Origin of the sequence: Streptomyces sp. NPDC047014 (genome assembly GCF_040644195.1) — a bacterium.
Lineage (GTDB): Bacteria > Actinomycetota > Actinomycetes > Streptomycetales > Streptomycetaceae > Streptomyces.
In genome coordinates this window covers 24,241-40,999 of record NZ_JBEYVX010000027.1, presented here as the reverse complement: position 1 = coordinate 40,999, position 16,759 = coordinate 24,241, and the positions used below count along the sequence as shown (strand labels likewise).

Sequence of the window (16,759 nt, the reverse complement as noted above, 5' to 3'; positions counted from 1 at the left end):
GGGCTCAGGAGGACTCGCGGACCACCAGCCGGTTCGGCAGGACGACGGCGGACCCTTCGCGAGCCGTGTCCGTGCCCGCGCTCCCGGCCGCCTGGCCTCCGTAGACGTGCTCCAGCAGCATGCGCGCCATCGTGCGGCCCATCTCCTCGATCGGCTGCCGGACGCTGGTCAGCGGCGGGTCCATGTGCCGGGCCACCACCGAGTCGTCGAAGCCGACCAGCGCCACGTCCTGCGGGATGCTGCGCCCGGCCGCGCGCAGCTCCTGGCGGGCGCCCGCCGCCATCACGTCCGAGGCGGCGAAGACGGCGTCGAGCGCGGGGCGGCGTGCCAGGAGCGCGCGCATGGCGCGGCGTCCGCCCTCCTCGGTGAAGTCGCCGACGGCGACCAGGTCCCCGTCCACCGGGCGGCCCGCGGCGGCGAGGGCCTGGCGGTAGCCGTCGAGGCGGCACTGGGCCCCGTACACGTCCAGCGGGCCGGTGATCGTGGCGATCGTACGGCGGCCCCGCGCGAGGAGGTGGCGTACGGCGTCGGCGGCGCCCGCGAGGTTGTCGGAGTCCACGCAGGGCAGCGTCTCGGCGGCCGAGCGGCGGCCGCTGATCACGGTGGGGATGCCCAGCTCGGCCAGCAGTTCGGGGAGCGGGTCGTCGGCGTGGACGGAGACGAGCAGCACCCCGTCGACGCGGTGCCCGGAGAGGTACTGCGCGAGGCGGCGGCGCTCGCGGTCGCTGCCGGCGAGGGTGAGGACGAGCTGTACGTCGGTTTCGGCGAGGGCGGCGCCGACCCCGCTGACCACGGCGGAGAAGTACGGCTCGGCGAAGAAGCGGGCCTCGGGCTCGGGGATCACGAGGGCGATGGCGTCGGTGCGGTTGGCCGCGAGGGCGCGCGCGGCGCGGTTCGGGACATAGCCGAGCTCGGCCACGGCCGCCTCCACCGCGACCCGGGTCCGCTCGCTGACCTTGGAGGATCCGTTGATCACCCGGGAGACCGTGCCGCGCCCGACCCCGGCGTGCGCCGCGACCTCCTCCAGGGTCGGCCGTCCCCCACTGCGCCCATGCCCGTTCATGGCTTCCTCCCGGTTGTGAATCTACCTCTTGACGACTGTGGGAGCGCTCCCACACTGTGTCACACGACACCCGGCACGTTTCGTCCTTCAGGGAGGAAGCCCATGCGAGTCCGAGCCCGAGCCCGTTCCCGAAGAGCCCTCGTCACCGCGGCGACGGCGGTGGGGGTGGCCTCCCTGCTGCTCTCCGGCTGCGCCCAGGACCCGGAGGAGGGCGGCGGCGCCAACGCCAGCGGCAGCCCCTCCGGCGACAAGGCCAAGCTGACCCTGACCGTCGGGGTCTTCGGCGCCTTCGGACTCCAGGAGGCCGGACTCTACGACGACTACATGGCCCAGAACCCCGGCATCCGCATCGAGCAGACCTCCATCGAGCGGAACGAGAACTACTACCCCCAGCTCCTCACCCACCTCGGCACCGGCAGCGGACTCGCCGACATCCAGGCCGTCGAGGTCAACAACATCGCCGAGATCACCGCCACCCAGGCCGACAAGCTCGTCGACCTCGGCAAGGCCCCCGGCGTGGACAAGTCCGCCTACCTGCCGTGGAAGTGGGCCCAGGGCACCGCCCCCGCGGCCAAGGGCGGGGCCACCGTCGGCCTCGGCACCGACATAGGCCCGCAGGGCATCTGCTACCGCAAGGACCTCTTCGAGGCCGCCGGACTGCCCGGCGACCGCGAGGCCGTCGGAGCGCTGTGGGCGGGCGACTGGACCAAGTACCTCGAAACGGGCAAGGCGTACAAGGCGAAGGCCGGTGAGGGCAAAGCCTTCGTCGACTCCGCCTCGGGTGTCATGGCGGCGGTGACCGGAAGCAGCGCCCAGCGGTTCTACGACGACCAGGGCAAGGTCGTCTACAAGACGAACCCGGCGGTGCGCGGGGCCTTCGACCTCGCCGCCTCCTTCGCCACCGAGGGCCTGAGCGCCAAGCTCCAGCAGTTCACCCCCGCCTGGGACCAGGGCTTCGCGAACGGCTCCTTCGCCACCCTCTCCTGCCCGGCCTGGATGCTCGGCTACATCCAGGACAAGGCCGGCCCGGCGGGCAAGGACAAGTGGGACGTGGCGCAGGCGCCCCGGCCCAGCAACTGGGGCGGCTCCTTCCTGGTGGTCCCCAAGGCGGGCAAGCACGCCGAGGAGGCGGCCAAGCTGGCGGCCTGGCTGACGGCCCCCGCGCAGCAGGCGAAGCTCTTCGAGAAGCGGGGCAGCTTCCCGAGCGCGAGCGCCGCCTACACGCTGCCCTCGGTGTCGGGCGCCCAGCACGCCTACTTCGGCGGCGCCCCGATCGGCTCGATCTTCTCCAAGGCCGCCGAGGGCGTACCGGTCACGGTGGTCGGGCCCAAGGACCTGGTGATCGCGCAGAACCTGGCGGACATCGGGATGCTCCAGGTGGACCAGAAGGGCCGCAGCCCGCAGGAGGGCTGGGAGGCAGCGGTGAAGGCCATCGACAACGCCCTGGACCAGTGAGACGCCGGTGACGGACAAGACGGCTGTACTGTCCCCCTCCGCGGCGGGCCGGCGGCGGCCCGCCGCGGAGGGGGGCGGCCGGGACCGGCGGAGCCAGGTGTGGCGCTCGCGCCGCTACCGCTGGGACCTGCGCTGGTCCCCCTACGCCTTCGTGGCCCCCTTCTTCCTCTTCTTCGCCGCCTTCGGGCTCTTCCCGCTGCTGTACACGGGCTGGGCTGCCCTCCACCAGGTGGAGCTGACCGATCCCGACGCCATGACCTGGGTGGGGCTGCGGAACTTCACCCGGCTGTGGAGCGACGAGTTCTTCTGGAACGCGCTGCGCAACACCGTCACCATCGGGCTGCTGTCGACGGTGCCGCAGCTGGCGATCGCGCTGGGCCTGGCCCATCTGCTCAACTACCGGCTGCGCGGCTCGGCCTTCTTCCGGGTCGCGGTGCTCACCCCCTATGCCACCTCGGTGGCCGCGGCCACGCTCGTCTTCGTCCTGCTCTTCGGGCGGGACTACGGGATGATCAACTGGGCCCTGTCGACGGTCGGCCTGGACGCCGTCGACTGGCAGAACGGCACCTTCGCCTCCCAGCTGGCGGTCTCCACCATCGTGATCTGGCGGTGGACCGGCTACAACGCGCTGATCTACCTGGCGGCCATGCAGGCCGTTCCGGGCGAGCTGTACGAGTCGGCAGCGCTGGACGGCGCCTCCCGCTGGCAGCAGTTCTTCCATGTGACCGTTCCCTCTCTGCGTCCGACGATCCTTTTCACCTGTGTCGTGTCGACGATCGGGGCCACCCAGCTCTTCGGGGAGCCGCTGCTGTTCAACGGCGGCGCGGGCGCGACGGGCGGTTCGGACCACCAGTTCCAGACGCTCGGCCTGTACCTGTACGAGCAGGGCTGGGTGAACCTGCACCTCGGGCGGGCCTCGGCGATCGCGTGGGCGATGTTCCTGATCCTGCTGCTGATCGCCGGGGTGGCGCGGCTGCTGCGCGGACGGAAGGACTCCGCATGAAGTCTCTGCGCCCGGGCGCGCTCACCTATGTGGTGCTCGCCCTCTTCACGGCCGGCTCGCTCTTCCCCCTGGTGTGGACGGCGATCGCCGCCTCCCGGACCACGACCCGGCTGGCCCAGACCCCGCCGCCCTTCTGGTTCGGCGGGAACCTGGGGCGCAACCTCCAGACCGCCTGGACCGACGCCCATATGGGGACGGCCCTGCTGAACACGGTGATCGTGGCAGGCACGGTCACGGCGGGGACGGTGCTCTTCTCCACCCTGGCGGGCTTCGCCTTCGCCAAACTCCGCTTCCGGGGGCGGCGGATGCTGATGTCGCTGGTGGTGGGGACGATGCTGATCCCGCCGCAGCTCAGCGTGGTGCCGCTGTACATGCTGATCGCGGAGCTGTCCTGGACCGACCGGCTCCAGGCGGTGGTGCTGCCGTCGCTGGTGTGCGCCTTCGGGGTGTTCTTCATGCGCCAGTACCTGGTGCACGCGCTGCCGATGGAGCTGGTGGAGGCGGCCCGCACCGACGGGGCGAGCTCCCTGCGGGTCCTGTGGCACGTGGTGTTCCCAGCGGCCCGGCCGGCCATGGCGGTGCTGGGGATGCTGACCTTCGTCATGGCCTGGAACGACTTCTTCTGGCCGATCGTCGCGCTGACCCAGAACGGCAGCCCGACGGTGCAGGTGGCCCTGACCGGGCTGGGCCGGGGATATATCCCCGACCAGTCGGTGATCATGGCGGGTGCGCTGCTCGGCACGCTCCCGCTGCTTCTGGTGTTCCTCGTCTTCGGCCGCCAGATCGTCGGCGGCATCATGCAGGGAGCGGTGAAGGGATGACGGTGAAAGCCACGGACGACAAGGGGGAACTGCGCTTCCCCGAGGGGTTCTTGTGGGGGACGGCCACGGCGGCCTTCCAGATCGAGGGCGCGGCCGACCGGCGCGGGCCGTGCATCTGGGACACCTTCTGCCGGACGCCGGGGAAGGTGTTCGGCGGGCACACCGGTGATGTGGCGGTCGACCACCACCGACTGTGGCGGGAGGACGTCCGGCTGATGGCCGAACTGGGCTTGAAGTCCTATCGGTTCTCGGTCTCCTGGCCGCGTGTGCTCGCAGGCGGGATCGGCTTCTACGACGCGCTCGTCGACGAGCTGCTGGCGCACGGGATCCGGCCCTGCGTGACGCTCTACCACTGGGATCTGCCGCAGGATCTGGAGGACGCGGGGGGCTGGGCCGAGCGGGAGACCGCGCACGCCTTCGCCGAGTACACCACGCGGGTCGCGGAGGTGCTGGCGGACCGGGTGAACCTGTGGACCACCCTGAACGAGCCCTGGTGCAGCGCCTTCCTCGGCTACGCCTCCGGGGTCCACGCCCCGGGCCGCACCTCCCCGGCCGATTCGCTGCGGGCGGCGCACCACCTGAACCTCGCGCACGGGCTGGCCGCGGCCGCCCTGCCGGCCGGGGCCCAGGTCGGCATCGCCCTCAACCCGAGCGCGGTCCGGCCGCTGACCGACTCGGCGGCCGACCGGGACGCGGCGCGCCGTATCGACGCGCTCGCAAACCGGATCTTCACCGGGCCGCTGCTGCACGGCGCCTACCCGAAGGACCTGTTCGAGGACACCGCCTCGGTAACGGACTGGGCCTTCGTCCGCCCCGGGGACGAGGCACTGATCCACCAGCCGCTGGACTTCCTCGGCGTGAACTACTACACCCCCGCGCTGGTGTCGGCGGCGCCGGACCGGAACGGTCCGCGGGCCGACGGCCATGGCGCGGCCGAGCACTCCCCCTGGCCCGCCGCGGACACGGTGGCCTTCCACCAGCCGCCGGGCGACCGCACGGACATGGGGTGGGCGGTCGACCCGAGCGGGCTGTACGACCTGCTGATGCGCTTCACCCGCGAGGCGCCCGGGCTGCCGCTGCTGGTCACCGAGAACGGTGCGGCCTACGCCCCCGACATCGAGGACCCGCAGCGCATCGCCTACCTGGAGTCGCACCTGGCCGTCGTGCACCAGGCGCTGGCGGACGGCGCGCCCGTGAAGGGCTACTTCCTGTGGTCGCTGCTGGACAACTTCGAGTGGGCGTACGGATACAGCAAGCGCTTCGGGATCGTGCACGTGGACTACGAGACCCAGGCACGGACCCCGCGCGCCAGCGCGCACTGGTACGCGCGGCTGGCCCGGAGGGGAGCCTTCTGAGCCCCGCGCCCGGGGGCGCGCCCGCCCGGCCGGTAAGGCCGGCGGCGACGCGCTCCCGGGCCCCTGCCCGAAGGGCCCGGGGCGGCGCGCCAAGGCGGTGCGGGTGACGGCAGCACCGGTGACAGCGGCGGCGGCAGCGGTGACGAGATGCGACATGACTACTACTCCTCTTCCCATTCCAGTTCCAGGCTGTTGGCGACACGGCGGACGCTAGGATGACTACGCGATACAGATTCTGTATCGCGCATCATCTGCGTCACACATACAAATTTGAAGCCGGGAGCAGCCGATGTCAACAGATGCCCCTCGTACGGGTGATGAGTGGAGCCGCGCCGAACTGCTCGTGCGCATCGTCACCGAGAGCCAGCGACACCACGCCGACTACTCCCTCTTCCACCAGGCACTCGCCGACCACGTCGGCCTGCACCCCACCGACATGCAGTGCGTGGCCCTCCTGGACCGCGAGTCCGGCCCCGTCAGCACCGGCGACATCGCCCGCCTCACCGGCCTGACCTCCGGCTCCGCGACCCGCCTCGTGGACCGCCTGGTCAAGGCGGGCATCGTCGAGCGCCGCACCGACCCCCACGACCGCCGCCGCGCCCTGGTCTCCCTCTCCCCCGAGGCCCGCCGCCGGATCGGCGCCGCCTGGGACACCCCCGGCCGCGCCTTCGGCGCCGTACTGGAGCGCTACTCCGACGCCGAACTGGCCGTCATCGCCGACTACCTCCACCGCACGGCCGAAGCCGGCCGCACCCAGGCCCACCGCCTCGCCTCAGGCGAAACCGACTGACCACCGCTCGGGCCCCGTACCGCCGCCGGGCCCAATCGACCGCCAGGCGCGGCCGAAAATCATGCGGCTGAATGCAACCGAACTGGCCAGAATTTACCGCCCAATCCCTCCGAGGGCACAGCAGATCAAGCTCAGAATTTCCTCAAGCACGATTCCCCTGAACATCGTTGGTGGGTACATTCACCTGCACCCGAGACGCGAAGACCGTTGCCACCGGGGCCACTGGCTGCCTCTCGTCTCTCGCCCAAGGCAGGAACATCATGGCCAAGATTGCCTTCACCCTCGCTTGGGTTGTCGTTCTCGTCGTCACCAACCGGGCCCTCCAGGACCACACCTGGGCGCAATACGCGGCGACATTCATCCTGGGCGGGGCCTACGCCCTGGCGCTCAGCAAGGTGAGTTTCCTCCGCGGAGTGGATTCCCCCGAGGAGTCGAAGTGATTGCTTCTCTTGGTCCGATGCGCCAGCATTTCTTACAGAGAATCAGCGGTGAATCCTTGACCCGCCGGAGAGAATCCGTGTCATAGAACATGCGAAGGCCCCGCCGGGCGAACTCCGGCGGGGCCTTCCGTGCCCTCACGCCCCCTGGATGTGGAAGTTGAAGTCCGTGTGGCCCAGGGTGGTCATCAGGCGGAGCCAAGCCGGGAGGAGCATTTCTGTGCCGCGGGAGGTTTCGATGCCGCCCAGGTCCAGGATGTTCGGGTCCTCCCAGCCGAAGGCGTGGAGGAGGGTGCGGGCCGACCGCTTCGCGTCCGCGTCCTCGCCCGAGAGGAAGACGTGGTGGGGGCCCGGGACCAGGGTCGGGTCGACCATGATCCGGCAGTTCATCGTGTTCAGGGTCTTGACCACCCGCAGCCGCGGGAACGTGCGCTGGAGCAGTTCACCCAGGCTGTCGTCGTTCACCGGGTCCAGCAGCGGCGGGAAGCCGCCCGCGAAGTCCAGCGGGTTCGCGACGTCGAGCAGGACCTTGCCGTCCAGGTCCGCCGGCTCCGCCGCCGACAGGGCCGCGAGCCCGCTGCGCCCGCCGGTGGCGTTGACCAGCGTCCCGCCCTCCCGGGCCGCCTCCGCGAAGCCGGCCAGGCCCACCCGGGGGTGGACCTCCTGCCACTCCGCGTACTCCGCCCGCCCGAGGGTGGCCTCCGGCGACCTGGTCCCGATGACCACCGGATGGCCGAGCCCGTCCAGCCGGGCGGCCAGCGTCCGCCCGACGATCCCGGTGCCGAGGACTGCGTAGCGCATGCGGAAATCCTTTCAGCGGGCAAGCGGGCAAGCGGGCACTCCGACTAGCCGACTAGCCGACGGTCAGTTCAGGGCGCCCACGTCGTCGAAGAACCGGTACCGGGCCGGGGCGTCCGGCAGGAACCAGTGGAAGCCCTCCTCCAAGAAGGCGGCCACCAGGCTCACCGCGATCACGAGCCCCAGGAACCACAGCGCCCCCACGCCCACCGCCCGCAGCGGCCCCGGCCAGTCCGCCGGAACGCTGCGGTCCGCCGTCCCGTACGCGAAGGCCAGGGCGACACCGACGGCGAGCACCGAGAGCTGGAAGAGGATCCCCGCCCACAGGTACGGCTGCAGCCCGAACACCTCGCCCGCGCCACCGCCCCCCTTCACCCCCGCCCCCGGCAGCACCTGCCCCGCGCCCTCCCGCCACGCCGCGAACGTGCCCGCCGTCGCCGCGACCAGCGACAGGCCCCAGCCCGTCATGTAGTCCCGCCCGGACACCGTGCCGTTCCACAGCGCGGTCCGGATGACGTACGCCGCCCCCAGCGCCGCCAGCAGCATGCACATGCGCTGCACCAGGCACAGCGGACACGGGTGCTCCCAGTCCGCGAGCTGCCGGTACAGGCCGGCGCAGACGACCGCCGCCCACCCGGCGGCGAACAGGCAGGCGAACCAGTACTGGACCTTGCCCAGCAGTACGGCGCCCTCCGGCGGGGCGTCCTCGACGAGGCTGTCGATCGTGGCCACGGTCAGTGGCTCAGCGTCTGGGCGAGACCGCCCGTGACGTGGTGCGCCGTCAGCAGGAGTACGGCGATCAGCACCGCCCACCACGCTCCGAGCACGACCAGCCGGGACGAGTCCCGGTACAGGGCGACCAGCGTGGCGAGGAGCCCGCCGAAGATCAGGGTGTCCATGCGGCGGACCGTACCGAGACGGGCGCATCATGCCTGCTAGGCGCGCCCCCGGGTACGTCGGTTGCCGCGCCGCCCGCGTCCCTGCCGGCCCGCGCCCGGACCGCCCAGGCTGCGGCCGTCCAGGCCGATCCACACCCGGACCTCGGTCCCGCCGAGCACCGAGCGCCCCAGCCGGACGTCGCCGCCCGTCGACTCCGCGACCCGGCGCACGATGTCCAGGCCGAGCCCCGTCGAGCCGTCCCGCCCGCCGTCGTTGCCCCGGCGCAGGGCCGCGTCCGGGTCGGAGATGCCGGGGCCCGCGTCGGAGACCAGCACGATGACCGCGTCGCCCGCGTCGTGGACGTCCACCGCGAAGGGGGTGCCCTCCGGGGTGTGCCGGAAGACGTTGCCGAGCATGGCGTCGAGCGCGGCGGCCAGTTCGGGCCGCGCCACGGGGATCCGTACCGTACGGTCCACCCCCGCGAGCCGCACCTCGCGGCCCTCGTCCTCCGCCAGCGCCGACCAGAAGTCCATCCGGTCGCGGATCACCTCGGAGGCGTCGCAGCCCGCGCCCGCCCCGGTCAGGCCGGTGGCCGGGCGCTGCTCGCGGGCCGTCCGGATGATCGTGTCGACCTCGCGCTCCAGCTGCTCCACCGCCGCCCGGGTCTGCTCGGCGGCCGGGCCGTCCCCGAGCGAGGCCGTGTTGAGCCGCAGCACCGTGAGCGGGGTGCGCAGCCGGTGCGAGAGGTCGGCGGCGAGTTCCCTTTCGTTGGCGAGGAGTTCGACGACCTGGTCGGCCATCGCGTTGAACGCCACGGCCGCCGAGCGCAGTTCCTTCGGCCCCGCCTCCGGCACCCGCGCCCCGAGCTTGCCCTCGCCCAGCTGGTGGGCGGCGTCCGCGAGCCGTTCGGCCGGGCGGACCAGGCGGGCGCCGAGCCGGTCCGCGACCGCCACCGAGCCCACGATCAGCGCGAGCCCGACGCCCGCGAGGACCAGCCAGGCCGTCGCGACGCCGTTGCTGACCTCGCTCTCCGGTACGAAGATCTCCACCACGGCGATGTCCCCGGAGCCGAGCGCGGTCGGCTGGAGCAGCGCCGAGCCCCCGCCGGCCACCTTGGCGGTGGTCGCCCGCCCCATGCGCCGGGTCTCCGCGACGGCCCGCTCCCCGGCGCGGCCCTGGCCGATGCCCACCGGCGGGCTGTCCCCGATCGCGGGCACGTGCACGGCCATCCGCCGGGCGGCGCCCATCTGCGTGGACTCGACGGCCTTGCGCAGCTGGACGGGGTCGGTGGTGATGGACAGCGTCGGCCCGATGGTGGCGGCCTGCCGTTCGGCGTTGGAGAAGGCCCGGTCGCTGGCCATCTCCTGGACGACGAGCCCGAGCGGTACGGCGAAGGCCACGACCACCATGGCCGTGACCGCGAGGCACACCTTGACCAGGGCCCATCTCACGGCCGCCGCCCCCTCACCGCTGCCGTCCCCTCACCGCTGCGGCTCCGCTCACTGCGGTGGCTCCAGCTTCACGCCGACCCCGCGCAGCGTGTGCAGGTAGCGCGGCCGGGCCGCCGTCTCGCCGAGCTTGCGCCGCAGCCAGGACAGGTGCACGTCGATGGTCTGGTCGTCGCCGTACGACTGCTGCCACACCTCGGCGAGCAGTTCGCGCCGTGCCACGACCACGCCGGGCCGCCCCGCGAGGAAGGCCAGCAGGTCGAACTCCCGGCGGGTGAGGTCCAGTACCGCCCCGTCCAGCTCGGCCTGCCGGCGCAGCGGGTCTATGGCGAGCCCGCCGACCCGCAGCACGCGCGAGGGCGGCTCGGCCCCGGCGGCGGCGCGGGAGCGGCGCAGTACGGCGGCCATCCGGGCGGAGAGGTGCTCGACGGAGAAGGGCTTGGTCAGGTAGTCGTCGGCGCCGTCGTTGAGCAGCCGGACGATCTCCGCCTCGTCGTCGCGGGCGGTGGCGATGATCACGGGTACGTCGGTGATCCCGCGCAGCATCTTGAGCGCCTCGGAGCCGTCCAGGTCGGGCAGACCGAGGTCGAGGATCACCACGTCGAAGCGGTGGTGCGCGACCTCGCGCAGGGCCTCCAGGGCCGTGCCGACGCTGCGCACGGTGTGCGACGCCTCGGTCAGGTGCCGGATGAGGGCGGATCGTACGAACTGGTCGTCCTCGACCACGAGCACACTTGCCATGGGCGGCACCGTAGTCCATCCGGGGGACCTCACGGGGTGTCGGGCCACTCTTGTGACGGGTGGTGCAGTATGTGCCGTGATGCACAGAGGAATTGTTCATGCCATGGCCTGGACGCTGGCGACCGGGGCGGCGGTGACGCTGTCCTGGTGGGGCGTGCACACCGTCATGTCGGGCACGGCCTACGATCCTCCGCTCGCGGTGCCGCTGGCCACGCAGCCGCTGTCCTCCTCGACGCGCAGCGCCCAACCGTCGCAGTCGCCGTCCCCGTCGGCCTCCGCACCGGTGTCCGCGTCCCCGTCGCCCTCGCAGTCGCCGTCACCGACCCCGGAGAAGCCCTCGCCGAAGCCCTCCGCCTCACCGCGCGGCGCGCAGCAGGGCGCGAGCGGGCAGGACGCGGGCAAGGTGCAGGCGTACCCGGTCTCCGGCGGCCGGGTGGTCTTCTCCCTCGGCACGTCCTCGGCCGAACTGGTCTCCGCGACCCCGGCGGCCGGCTGGCGCATGCAGGTGTGGAAGCTGGACTACTGGATCCGGGTCACCTTCACCCGCGACGGCCGCGAGGTCTCGGTCTTCTGCACCTGGCACGACCACCCCCCGATGGTCGAGACCGTCGATCCCTGATCAGGCCGGGACGGTCCCGACCAGCACGAACTCGTTGTACGGGAAGACCCGGCCCGCGCTGCGGGGGAAGGGGAAGGAGTAGGTCCGCCGGACCGCTATCCCCGCCCGCCCGGCGTGGTCGCGCAGCTCCTCGAAGCCGACCCAGCGGATGTGGGTGGCGTCGGAGCGGAAGCCGACCTCCTGCGGGGTGATCATGACCACCGAGCCGCCGGGCCTGACCAGCGGAAGGTACTGCTCCAGCAGGTTCTCCCCGGTCTCCTCGTCCACGTGCTCCAGCACGTGCGCGACGAGCAGGCTGTCGAAGGAGCCGGGCCCGCAGTCCGGCGCCTCGGCCAGCTCGTCGGGGACGTAGGCGTTCAGGCCGCGTTCCCGGCAGGTCCGCACCGAGTGCGGGTTGTGGTCCACGCCGACGCTGTCCGGGCCGCAGTGGGCCAGGTTGCGCCCCAGCCCGCAGCCGATGTCGAGCACCCGGCCGAGCCTCAGCCGCCGCAGGTTCCACCGGTAGGGGGCCTGTGCGGGCACGAGCCGCTTGATGCCCGACTGCTCCAGGCGGGCGAGCCGCCGGGTGTAGTCCGCACCGGCGGTACCGGGCGTGTTCGGGTCGGGCTCGGAGGGGGTGGCGAAATCAGACATGGCTCTGCCGTCTTCCGGACGCTGCGCGATGGGGCTGCCCGGCACCGGGCGGCCTCCCAGGAACGATCAGGCTACGCAGCTCAGCGGCTCAACGGGAGGGATCTGCAAGATCTTTGTCACCCGCGGGCAAGTCACGCCGGAGAAAGTGCCCGCCCGCTCGCCGTACGGCCGGTTTTTCACCGGAAGGCCGACGGTGGGGGCTGGGGGGAGGCTACCGCTGAGGCGTCCGAGACCGGAGGGGTGCCGCCGGTGAAGGCGGTGAGGGCGCGGCCGTGTTCCACGCGGCCCGGGTGGGGGTCCGTCGCGACGCGGCGGGTGAACTCCGCCACGGGGAGGGGGCGGTCGGCGGCCACCAGGACGGCGTTGCCGAAACGCTTCCCCCGCCACACCACCGGGTCCGCCGCGAGCGCCAGCTCGGTGAAGCGGGTGGCCGCCGTCGCGATCTGGCCGCGCAGGTGGGCCAGGGGCGGGCCGTCCGCGAGGTTGGCCACGTACCAGCCGGTGGGCGACAGGGCCCGGCGTACGTCGTCCAGGAACTCGGCGCTCGTCAGGTGCGCCGGGGTCCGCGCGCCGCTGAACACGTCCGCGATCACCAGGTCCGCCCAGCCGTCCGGCACCTTGGCCAGCCCGGCCCGGGCGTCCACCGCGCGGACCCGGACCCGCGCCTGCGGGTCCAGCGGCAGGTGTTCCCGTACGAAGGCCACCAGCGCGGCGTCGATCTCCACCACCTGCTGGGTGGAGCGCGGGCGGGAGGCGGCGGTGTAGCGGGCCAGGGTGAGGGCGCCGCCGCCGAGGTGGACCACGTTCAGCGGCTGGCGGGCGGGGGCGACGAGGTCGATGAGGTGGCCGATCCGCCGCTGGTAGGAGAAGTCCAGGTGGCCGGGGTCGTCGAGGTCCACATGGGACTGCGGGGCGCCGTCGATCAGCAGGGTCCAGGCGCGCGAACGCTCGCGGTCCGGCTCCAGCTCCGCCCGGCCGCCGCCCACCTGCCCGACGACCGTCTCCGCGCCGCCGCGCTGCCTGCCTCTGTTCCTGTCCTTACCCGCCACCACCCCATTGTGCGGGGCGGGCGGACCGGAGGGCTCAGCGGCAGTTGTCCGCGGCCTCGATCAGCCGGGCCGCCTCGCCGAGCGCCGCCCGCAGCACCTCGGGGTCGGTGACCGGACCGACGGCCTCCGGCGGCAGCAGCCAGTCGGTGGGCCCGGCGGCGGGCGAGACCGCGTCGCCGAAGCGCATGCCCCGGCCGTCGGTCTGCGTGCAGGCGCTGCCCGGGAGGTCCCAGGCGTCGGCGGTGCCGGAGGGGACGAGGAAGCCGAGGGTGTCGCCCGAGCCGTCGTGCAGGACGGGCCCGACCCCGCAAGTCCGGCTGGCCCCGCGGCGGATGATGTCCACCGCCTCCAGGCCCTGCCGCGTGGGCACGGTCACCAGGTCCAGATCCGGGGCCGCACCGAACTCGGGCGCGGTGTTCGCTCCAGTGGTCTCCATGCCGGCCTCCAACAAGGGGAACCCCTCCTCGATCCGTCTGCGCATGGGTACAACGCACGGGCGCGTCAACAGGTTCGGTGCCAAGACGCCGCAAAGGATGGCAGTTCATGGCGGATCGCAGGTGAGATATCCCTTTTGTAGCCAAACGTCGGGTGAACGGCCCCTCGGCGGCGGTACTTTCATGCGCGCTGGGCCCCAGCACTTGCCAGAGAGGTCACGTCCATGGCGGCGTCCCCCCACTCACCCAACTCCAGCTTCCGGACGCTGCGCGGCCGGCAGTCCCCGGCCGAGTTCGCGGCGCAGGTGCGGCGGGCGGCGCGGGAGATCGGAGAAACGGTTTCCTGCGACGCGCGCTACGTCGGCCGGGTGGAGTCCGGCGAGATCCGCTGCCCGAACTACGCCTACGAGCGGGTCTTCCTCCATATGTTCCCCGGCCGCACCCTGGCCGACCTGGGCTTCTCCCCCCGCGAGACCGTCCGCGGCCGCGGAGCGCAGCGGCCGCCCGGCGCCCCTGCCCTTCCCCTTCCTGCCCCTACCCCTACCAGTGCCAAGGAGAGCGACGTGCTGCGTCGCGCGTTCATGGCGGGCGGCTCCGCGACCGTGGCGGCCGCGACGCTCGGCCTCACCCTGCTCGGCGACGGCCGCCGGCTTCCCTCCCGGCCCGGCGAGACCGAGGCCGCGGCCGTCGAGGACGCGGTACGCAGGATCCGCCTGCTCGACGACCGGCACGGGGCGGACGCGCTCTACCGGCAGGCGGCGGAGCCGTTGCGCACCGCGTACGCGTTGCTCGACGCGGGGGCGGCGCGGCAGTCCACGGACGACCGGCTGCACTCGGGGGCGGGAGAACTGGCCGTCTCGGTGGGGTGGCTGGCCCATGACTCGGGCCGCTTCGAGGACGCGCGCTCGCATTACGCGGAGGCGCTGGCGACGGCGCGGGTGGCGCGGGACGCGCATCTGGAGGCGCACGCCTTCAGCAATATGTCCTTCCTGGCGCGGGACTGCGGGCGGCCGCGGGAGGCGGTGCGGGCGGCGCAGGCGGGTCTTCGGGCGGCGGCTTCGCTGGGCTCGCCGCGGCTGCTGTCGCTGCTGGCGCTGCGGGAGGCGGGGGGCTGGGCGGGGCTGGGGGACCGGCGGGCGTGCGAGGGCGCGCTGACGCGCGCGCACCAGGAGTTCTCGCGGGGGACGGCTGACGCCGACCCCGAGTGGATGTCGTTCTTCGGCGAGGCCGAGCGGGAGTCGCTGGAGGCGCGGTGCTGGGGGGCGCTCGGCGAGCACGGCCGGGCCGCGCGGCACGCACGGCGCGCCGCGGACCTCCAGGACCCGCACTTCGCGCGGAACGTGGCGCTGTACACGGCGGAGCTGGCCGCGAACCTGGCCCGGGCGAACGCCCCCGACGAGGCGGCGTGGGCCGGCACCCGCGTCCTGGACCTCCTGACGGAGGTCCGCTCCACCCGCGTCCGCACGACCCTGACCGAAACGGCCCACTCCCTCCTCCCCCACCAACGCTCGCCGCGAGTATCGAAGTTCCTGACCCGGCACGCGGCGGTCTAGGCCGGGGGGCGGGGGCCCCGGGGGCGGGGGGGTGCCGTGCGGGCGAGCGCCCGATGCTCCGCACGGGGTGCCCTGCGGGCGGCTGAGCCCCGGGCTCCGGTGCGGGGTGCCCTGCGGGCGGCCGGGGCGGTGCTCCGCTGCGCGGGCCGTTCCGCAGGCTGATGCCCTGGCGGGCCCGAGGCTCGGTGCGGGGTGCCCTGCGGGCGGCTTGGCGGTGTCGTGCGGTGCGGGGCGGTGCCCTGTGGGCGGTGGGGCCTGGGTTCGGGTGCGGGGTGGTGCGGTACGCGGGTTTGTTTCGGCGCGGCCGGGTGGGGGTGGGTGGGGCGGTGCCCCTCCGGAAGGTCTCCTCGGCTCGCGCGTGCGGCGGGGTTCGTCCCGTACGGCCTGGGTTGCGCGCTCGTCCTGCGGGGACCCTCCTGCGTGTCCCCACCCCACTGCCCCGGCTCCGCCCCCTCGACCTTGTCCCCGCACGGGAACGCCTCATCACCATCACCGGGACCCGACCCGTACGGGGCTGCGTGCGCGACCCATGCCCGTACGGGTAAGTCCGGGCCGGGCGTTGTTGTTCACGGAGGTGGGCCGTACGAGCGGGCGGAACCGAGCCGGGCAGCGTCGCTTATGGCATCGGCCCGTACGGGGTGTGGCACGCGGGACCGGCCCGTACGGGCAGGGCAAGACCAGGCCGTGTCGCTCGCGGCATCCGCCTGCGGAATCGGCTCGTACGGGGAGGTGGGGCGGTATGGCAGGCGGAGCCGGGGTTCGTGCACGGGGCCGGGGCAGTCAGGGCGATAGCGGAGTCGGCCCGTACGGGCGGGTGGAGCCGGGTTGTTCTGCGGTGTTCGCGGGTCGGCTCATCCGGGGCCGTGGGGCAGGGCCGACTGTCCTGTTCAGGAAACAGTCCGTACGGGCGAGTAGGGCCGAGCCGTTTGATTGTTCGCGGAGTCAGCCAGTGCGGGCGGGTGGGGCTGGCCCAGTTGGGCTGTTCTCGGAGTCAGCTCGTGTGGGCAGGTAAGGCCAGGCTGGGTGGCTGTTCGCCGAGTCGGCCCGTACGGGCAGGGCGGAGCCGCGCCGAATGGGGCTGCTTGCGGAGTCGGCTCGTACGGGGTGGTGGGGCCGGGCCGGTTGGCGCTGTTCGGGAAGTCGGCCCGTGTGGGGTGGTGGGGCCGGGCCGGTTGGCGCTGTTCGGGGAGTCGGCTCGTACGGGACGGTGAGGTCGGGCTGCTTGGGCTGTTTCGGGGATCGGGCTCGTACTGCGCGCAGCGGGGACGGGGTGGGGTGTCCCCGCAGGACGAGCGCGCAACCACCCCGTACAGGACGAACCCCGCCGCACGCGCGAGCCGAGGAGATACCCCACCCCGGCACCGCAAACCGCCCGCCAGGATGAGCAATCCCGCCCAGCAGGCGAAGCAACCCCGCACCAGGACCGGGCCCCGCCCAGCGGACGAAGCAACCCGCACCGGGACCGGGCTCCGCTCGGCGGGAGAAGCACCCCCGCGCCGGGATCGGGGCCACCCGGCTCCGGGACTCCCGCGCCGCGGGCAGAGACTCCCCGCACCCCAAACCGGCCCCGGGGGCTCGGGCCAGCCCGGGGGGGCGTGGTCCCGCCCTGCACCGGAGTTGCCGCGCCGCGGGCAGAGACTGCCCGCACCCCGGACCCCCGCCCCAGGGGCTCGGGCCCGCC

At 73.1% G+C, this 16,759-nt stretch carries 17 protein-coding genes; 8 read left to right on the top strand and 9 right to left on the bottom strand.

Annotated features, from left to right (window positions below):
* Positions 1 to 4 precede the first annotated feature (4 nt).
* Positions 5 to 1,063 (bottom strand): LacI family DNA-binding transcriptional regulator, encoded by a 1,059-nt coding sequence (locus ABZ873_RS17535; protein WP_360872118.1) that lies wholly within the window; start codon positions 1,061 to 1,063, stop codon positions 5 to 7.
* A gap of 102 nt (positions 1,064 to 1,165) precedes the next feature.
* Here ABZ873_RS17535 and ABZ873_RS17530 point away from each other — a divergent pair, with 102 nt between their 5' ends.
* The 6 genes from ABZ873_RS17530 (at position 1,166) to ABZ873_RS17505 (ending at position 6,927) form a co-directional block, all read left to right on the top strand.
* Positions 1,166 to 2,518: an extracellular solute-binding protein gene (locus ABZ873_RS17530; protein ID WP_360872116.1), complete on the top strand. Its 1,353-nt coding sequence runs from the start codon at positions 1,166 to 1,168 to the stop codon at positions 2,516 to 2,518.
* Positions 2,519 to 2,615: 97 nt separating this feature from the next.
* The gene (locus ABZ873_RS17525) at positions 2,616 to 3,521 is read left to right on the top strand and encodes a sugar ABC transporter permease (protein ID WP_360872207.1); all 906 of its coding nucleotides are present in this window, start codon (positions 2,616 to 2,618) and stop codon (positions 3,519 to 3,521) included.
* Complete coding sequence (locus ABZ873_RS17520; protein ID WP_360872113.1) at positions 3,518 to 4,342, top strand: carbohydrate ABC transporter permease; 825 nt, start codon at positions 3,518 to 3,520, stop codon at positions 4,340 to 4,342. Before ABZ873_RS17525 ends, ABZ873_RS17520 begins: the two co-directional genes overlap by 4 nt.
* Complete coding sequence (locus ABZ873_RS17515) at positions 4,339 to 5,697, top strand: GH1 family beta-glucosidase (RefSeq protein ID WP_360872110.1); 1,359 nt, start codon at positions 4,339 to 4,341, stop codon at positions 5,695 to 5,697. Before ABZ873_RS17520 ends, ABZ873_RS17515 begins: the two co-directional genes overlap by 4 nt.
* 289 nt (positions 5,698 to 5,986) lie before the next feature.
* Positions 5,987 to 6,487, top strand: coding sequence for a MarR family transcriptional regulator (locus ABZ873_RS17510; protein WP_360872107.1), 501 nt, complete (start codon positions 5,987 to 5,989; stop codon positions 6,485 to 6,487).
* A 260-nt stretch (positions 6,488 to 6,747) separates the two neighbouring features.
* Positions 6,748 to 6,927: a hypothetical protein gene (locus tag ABZ873_RS17505; protein WP_360872104.1), complete on the top strand. Its 180-nt coding sequence runs from the start codon at positions 6,748 to 6,750 to the stop codon at positions 6,925 to 6,927.
* Between the two features lie 135 nt (positions 6,928 to 7,062).
* On the opposite strand, the gene ABZ873_RS17500 is transcribed toward ABZ873_RS17505, so the two are convergent.
* The 5 genes from ABZ873_RS17500 to ABZ873_RS17480 form a co-directional block, all read right to left on the bottom strand.
* Positions 7,063 to 7,725: an NAD(P)-binding domain-containing protein gene (locus ABZ873_RS17500; protein ID WP_360872101.1), complete on the bottom strand. Its 663-nt coding sequence runs from the start codon at positions 7,723 to 7,725 to the stop codon at positions 7,063 to 7,065.
* 63 nt (positions 7,726 to 7,788) lie between these two features.
* Complete coding sequence (locus ABZ873_RS17495) at positions 7,789 to 8,454, bottom strand: disulfide bond formation protein B (RefSeq protein ID WP_360872098.1); 666 nt, start codon at positions 8,452 to 8,454, stop codon at positions 7,789 to 7,791.
* A 2-nt stretch (positions 8,455 to 8,456) separates the two neighbouring features.
* A complete protein-coding gene (locus tag ABZ873_RS17490; RefSeq protein WP_360872096.1) occupies positions 8,457 to 8,621 on the bottom strand; it encodes a DUF5993 family protein in 165 nt (54 codons plus the stop codon).
* Positions 8,622 to 8,657: 36 nt separating this feature from the next.
* Complete coding sequence (locus tag ABZ873_RS17485) at positions 8,658 to 10,052, bottom strand: HAMP domain-containing sensor histidine kinase (RefSeq protein ID WP_360872093.1); 1,395 nt, start codon at positions 10,050 to 10,052, stop codon at positions 8,658 to 8,660.
* Between the two features lie 48 nt (positions 10,053 to 10,100).
* Complete coding sequence (locus tag ABZ873_RS17480) at positions 10,101 to 10,790, bottom strand: response regulator transcription factor (protein ID WP_360872090.1); 690 nt, start codon at positions 10,788 to 10,790, stop codon at positions 10,101 to 10,103.
* A gap of 79 nt (positions 10,791 to 10,869) precedes the next feature.
* On the opposite strand from ABZ873_RS17480, the gene ABZ873_RS17475 reads away from it, so the two are divergent.
* A complete protein-coding gene (locus ABZ873_RS17475) occupies positions 10,870 to 11,409 on the top strand; it encodes a hypothetical protein (RefSeq protein ID WP_360872087.1) in 540 nt (179 codons plus the stop codon).
* Here the strand turns inward: ABZ873_RS17475 and ABZ873_RS17470 are convergent, their stop codons facing one another.
* The 3 genes from ABZ873_RS17470 to ABZ873_RS17460 form a co-directional block, all read right to left on the bottom strand.
* A complete protein-coding gene (locus ABZ873_RS17470; protein ID WP_360872085.1) occupies positions 11,410 to 12,042 on the bottom strand; it encodes a class I SAM-dependent methyltransferase in 633 nt (210 codons plus the stop codon).
* A 176-nt stretch (positions 12,043 to 12,218) separates the two neighbouring features.
* Positions 12,219 to 13,091 (bottom strand): fused MFS/spermidine synthase, encoded by an 873-nt coding sequence (locus ABZ873_RS17465; protein WP_360872082.1) that lies wholly within the window; start codon positions 13,089 to 13,091, stop codon positions 12,219 to 12,221.
* Between the two features lie 34 nt (positions 13,092 to 13,125).
* Positions 13,126 to 13,527, bottom strand: coding sequence for a hypothetical protein (locus ABZ873_RS17460; RefSeq protein ID WP_360872079.1), 402 nt, complete (start codon positions 13,525 to 13,527; stop codon positions 13,126 to 13,128).
* A gap of 222 nt (positions 13,528 to 13,749) precedes the next feature.
* On the opposite strand from ABZ873_RS17460, the gene ABZ873_RS17455 reads away from it, so the two are divergent.
* Entirely contained in the window at positions 13,750 to 15,078 is a 1,329-nt protein-coding gene (locus ABZ873_RS17455) for a tetratricopeptide repeat protein (protein ID WP_360872076.1), read from the top strand.
* The last annotated feature ends 1,681 nt before the right edge of the window (positions 15,079 to 16,759 follow it).

What these genes read in the sequence shown, in the direction of transcription:
- ABZ873_RS17535 (WP_360872118.1), bottom strand. Translation starts at nt 1,063, where the DNA reads ATGAACGGGCATGGGCGCAGTGGGGGACGGCCGACCCTGGAGGAGGTC.
- ABZ873_RS17530 (WP_360872116.1), top strand. Translation starts at nt 1,166, where the DNA reads ATGCGAGTCCGAGCCCGAGCCCGTTCCCGAAGAGCCCTCGTCACCGCG.
- ABZ873_RS17520 (WP_360872113.1), top strand. Translation starts at nt 3,518, where the DNA reads ATGAAGTCTCTGCGCCCGGGCGCGCTCACCTATGTGGTGCTCGCCCTC.
- ABZ873_RS17515 (WP_360872110.1), top strand. Translation starts at nt 4,339, where the DNA reads ATGACGGTGAAAGCCACGGACGACAAGGGGGAACTGCGCTTCCCCGAG.
- ABZ873_RS17510 (WP_360872107.1), top strand. Translation starts at nt 5,987, where the DNA reads ATGTCAACAGATGCCCCTCGTACGGGTGATGAGTGGAGCCGCGCCGAA.
- ABZ873_RS17505 (WP_360872104.1), top strand. Translation starts at nt 6,748, where the DNA reads ATGGCCAAGATTGCCTTCACCCTCGCTTGGGTTGTCGTTCTCGTCGTC.
- ABZ873_RS17500 (WP_360872101.1), bottom strand. Translation starts at nt 7,725, where the DNA reads ATGCGCTACGCAGTCCTCGGCACCGGGATCGTCGGGCGGACGCTGGCC.
- ABZ873_RS17490 (WP_360872096.1), bottom strand. Translation starts at nt 8,621, where the DNA reads ATGGACACCCTGATCTTCGGCGGGCTCCTCGCCACGCTGGTCGCCCTG.
- ABZ873_RS17480 (WP_360872090.1), bottom strand. Translation starts at nt 10,790, where the DNA reads ATGGCAAGTGTGCTCGTGGTCGAGGACGACCAGTTCGTACGATCCGCC.
- ABZ873_RS17475 (WP_360872087.1), top strand. Translation starts at nt 10,870, where the DNA reads ATGCACAGAGGAATTGTTCATGCCATGGCCTGGACGCTGGCGACCGGG.
- ABZ873_RS17470 (WP_360872085.1), bottom strand. Translation starts at nt 12,042, where the DNA reads ATGTCTGATTTCGCCACCCCCTCCGAGCCCGACCCGAACACGCCCGGT.
- ABZ873_RS17460 (WP_360872079.1), bottom strand. Translation starts at nt 13,527, where the DNA reads ATGGAGACCACTGGAGCGAACACCGCGCCCGAGTTCGGTGCGGCCCCG.
- ABZ873_RS17455 (WP_360872076.1), top strand. Translation starts at nt 13,750, where the DNA reads ATGGCGGCGTCCCCCCACTCACCCAACTCCAGCTTCCGGACGCTGCGC.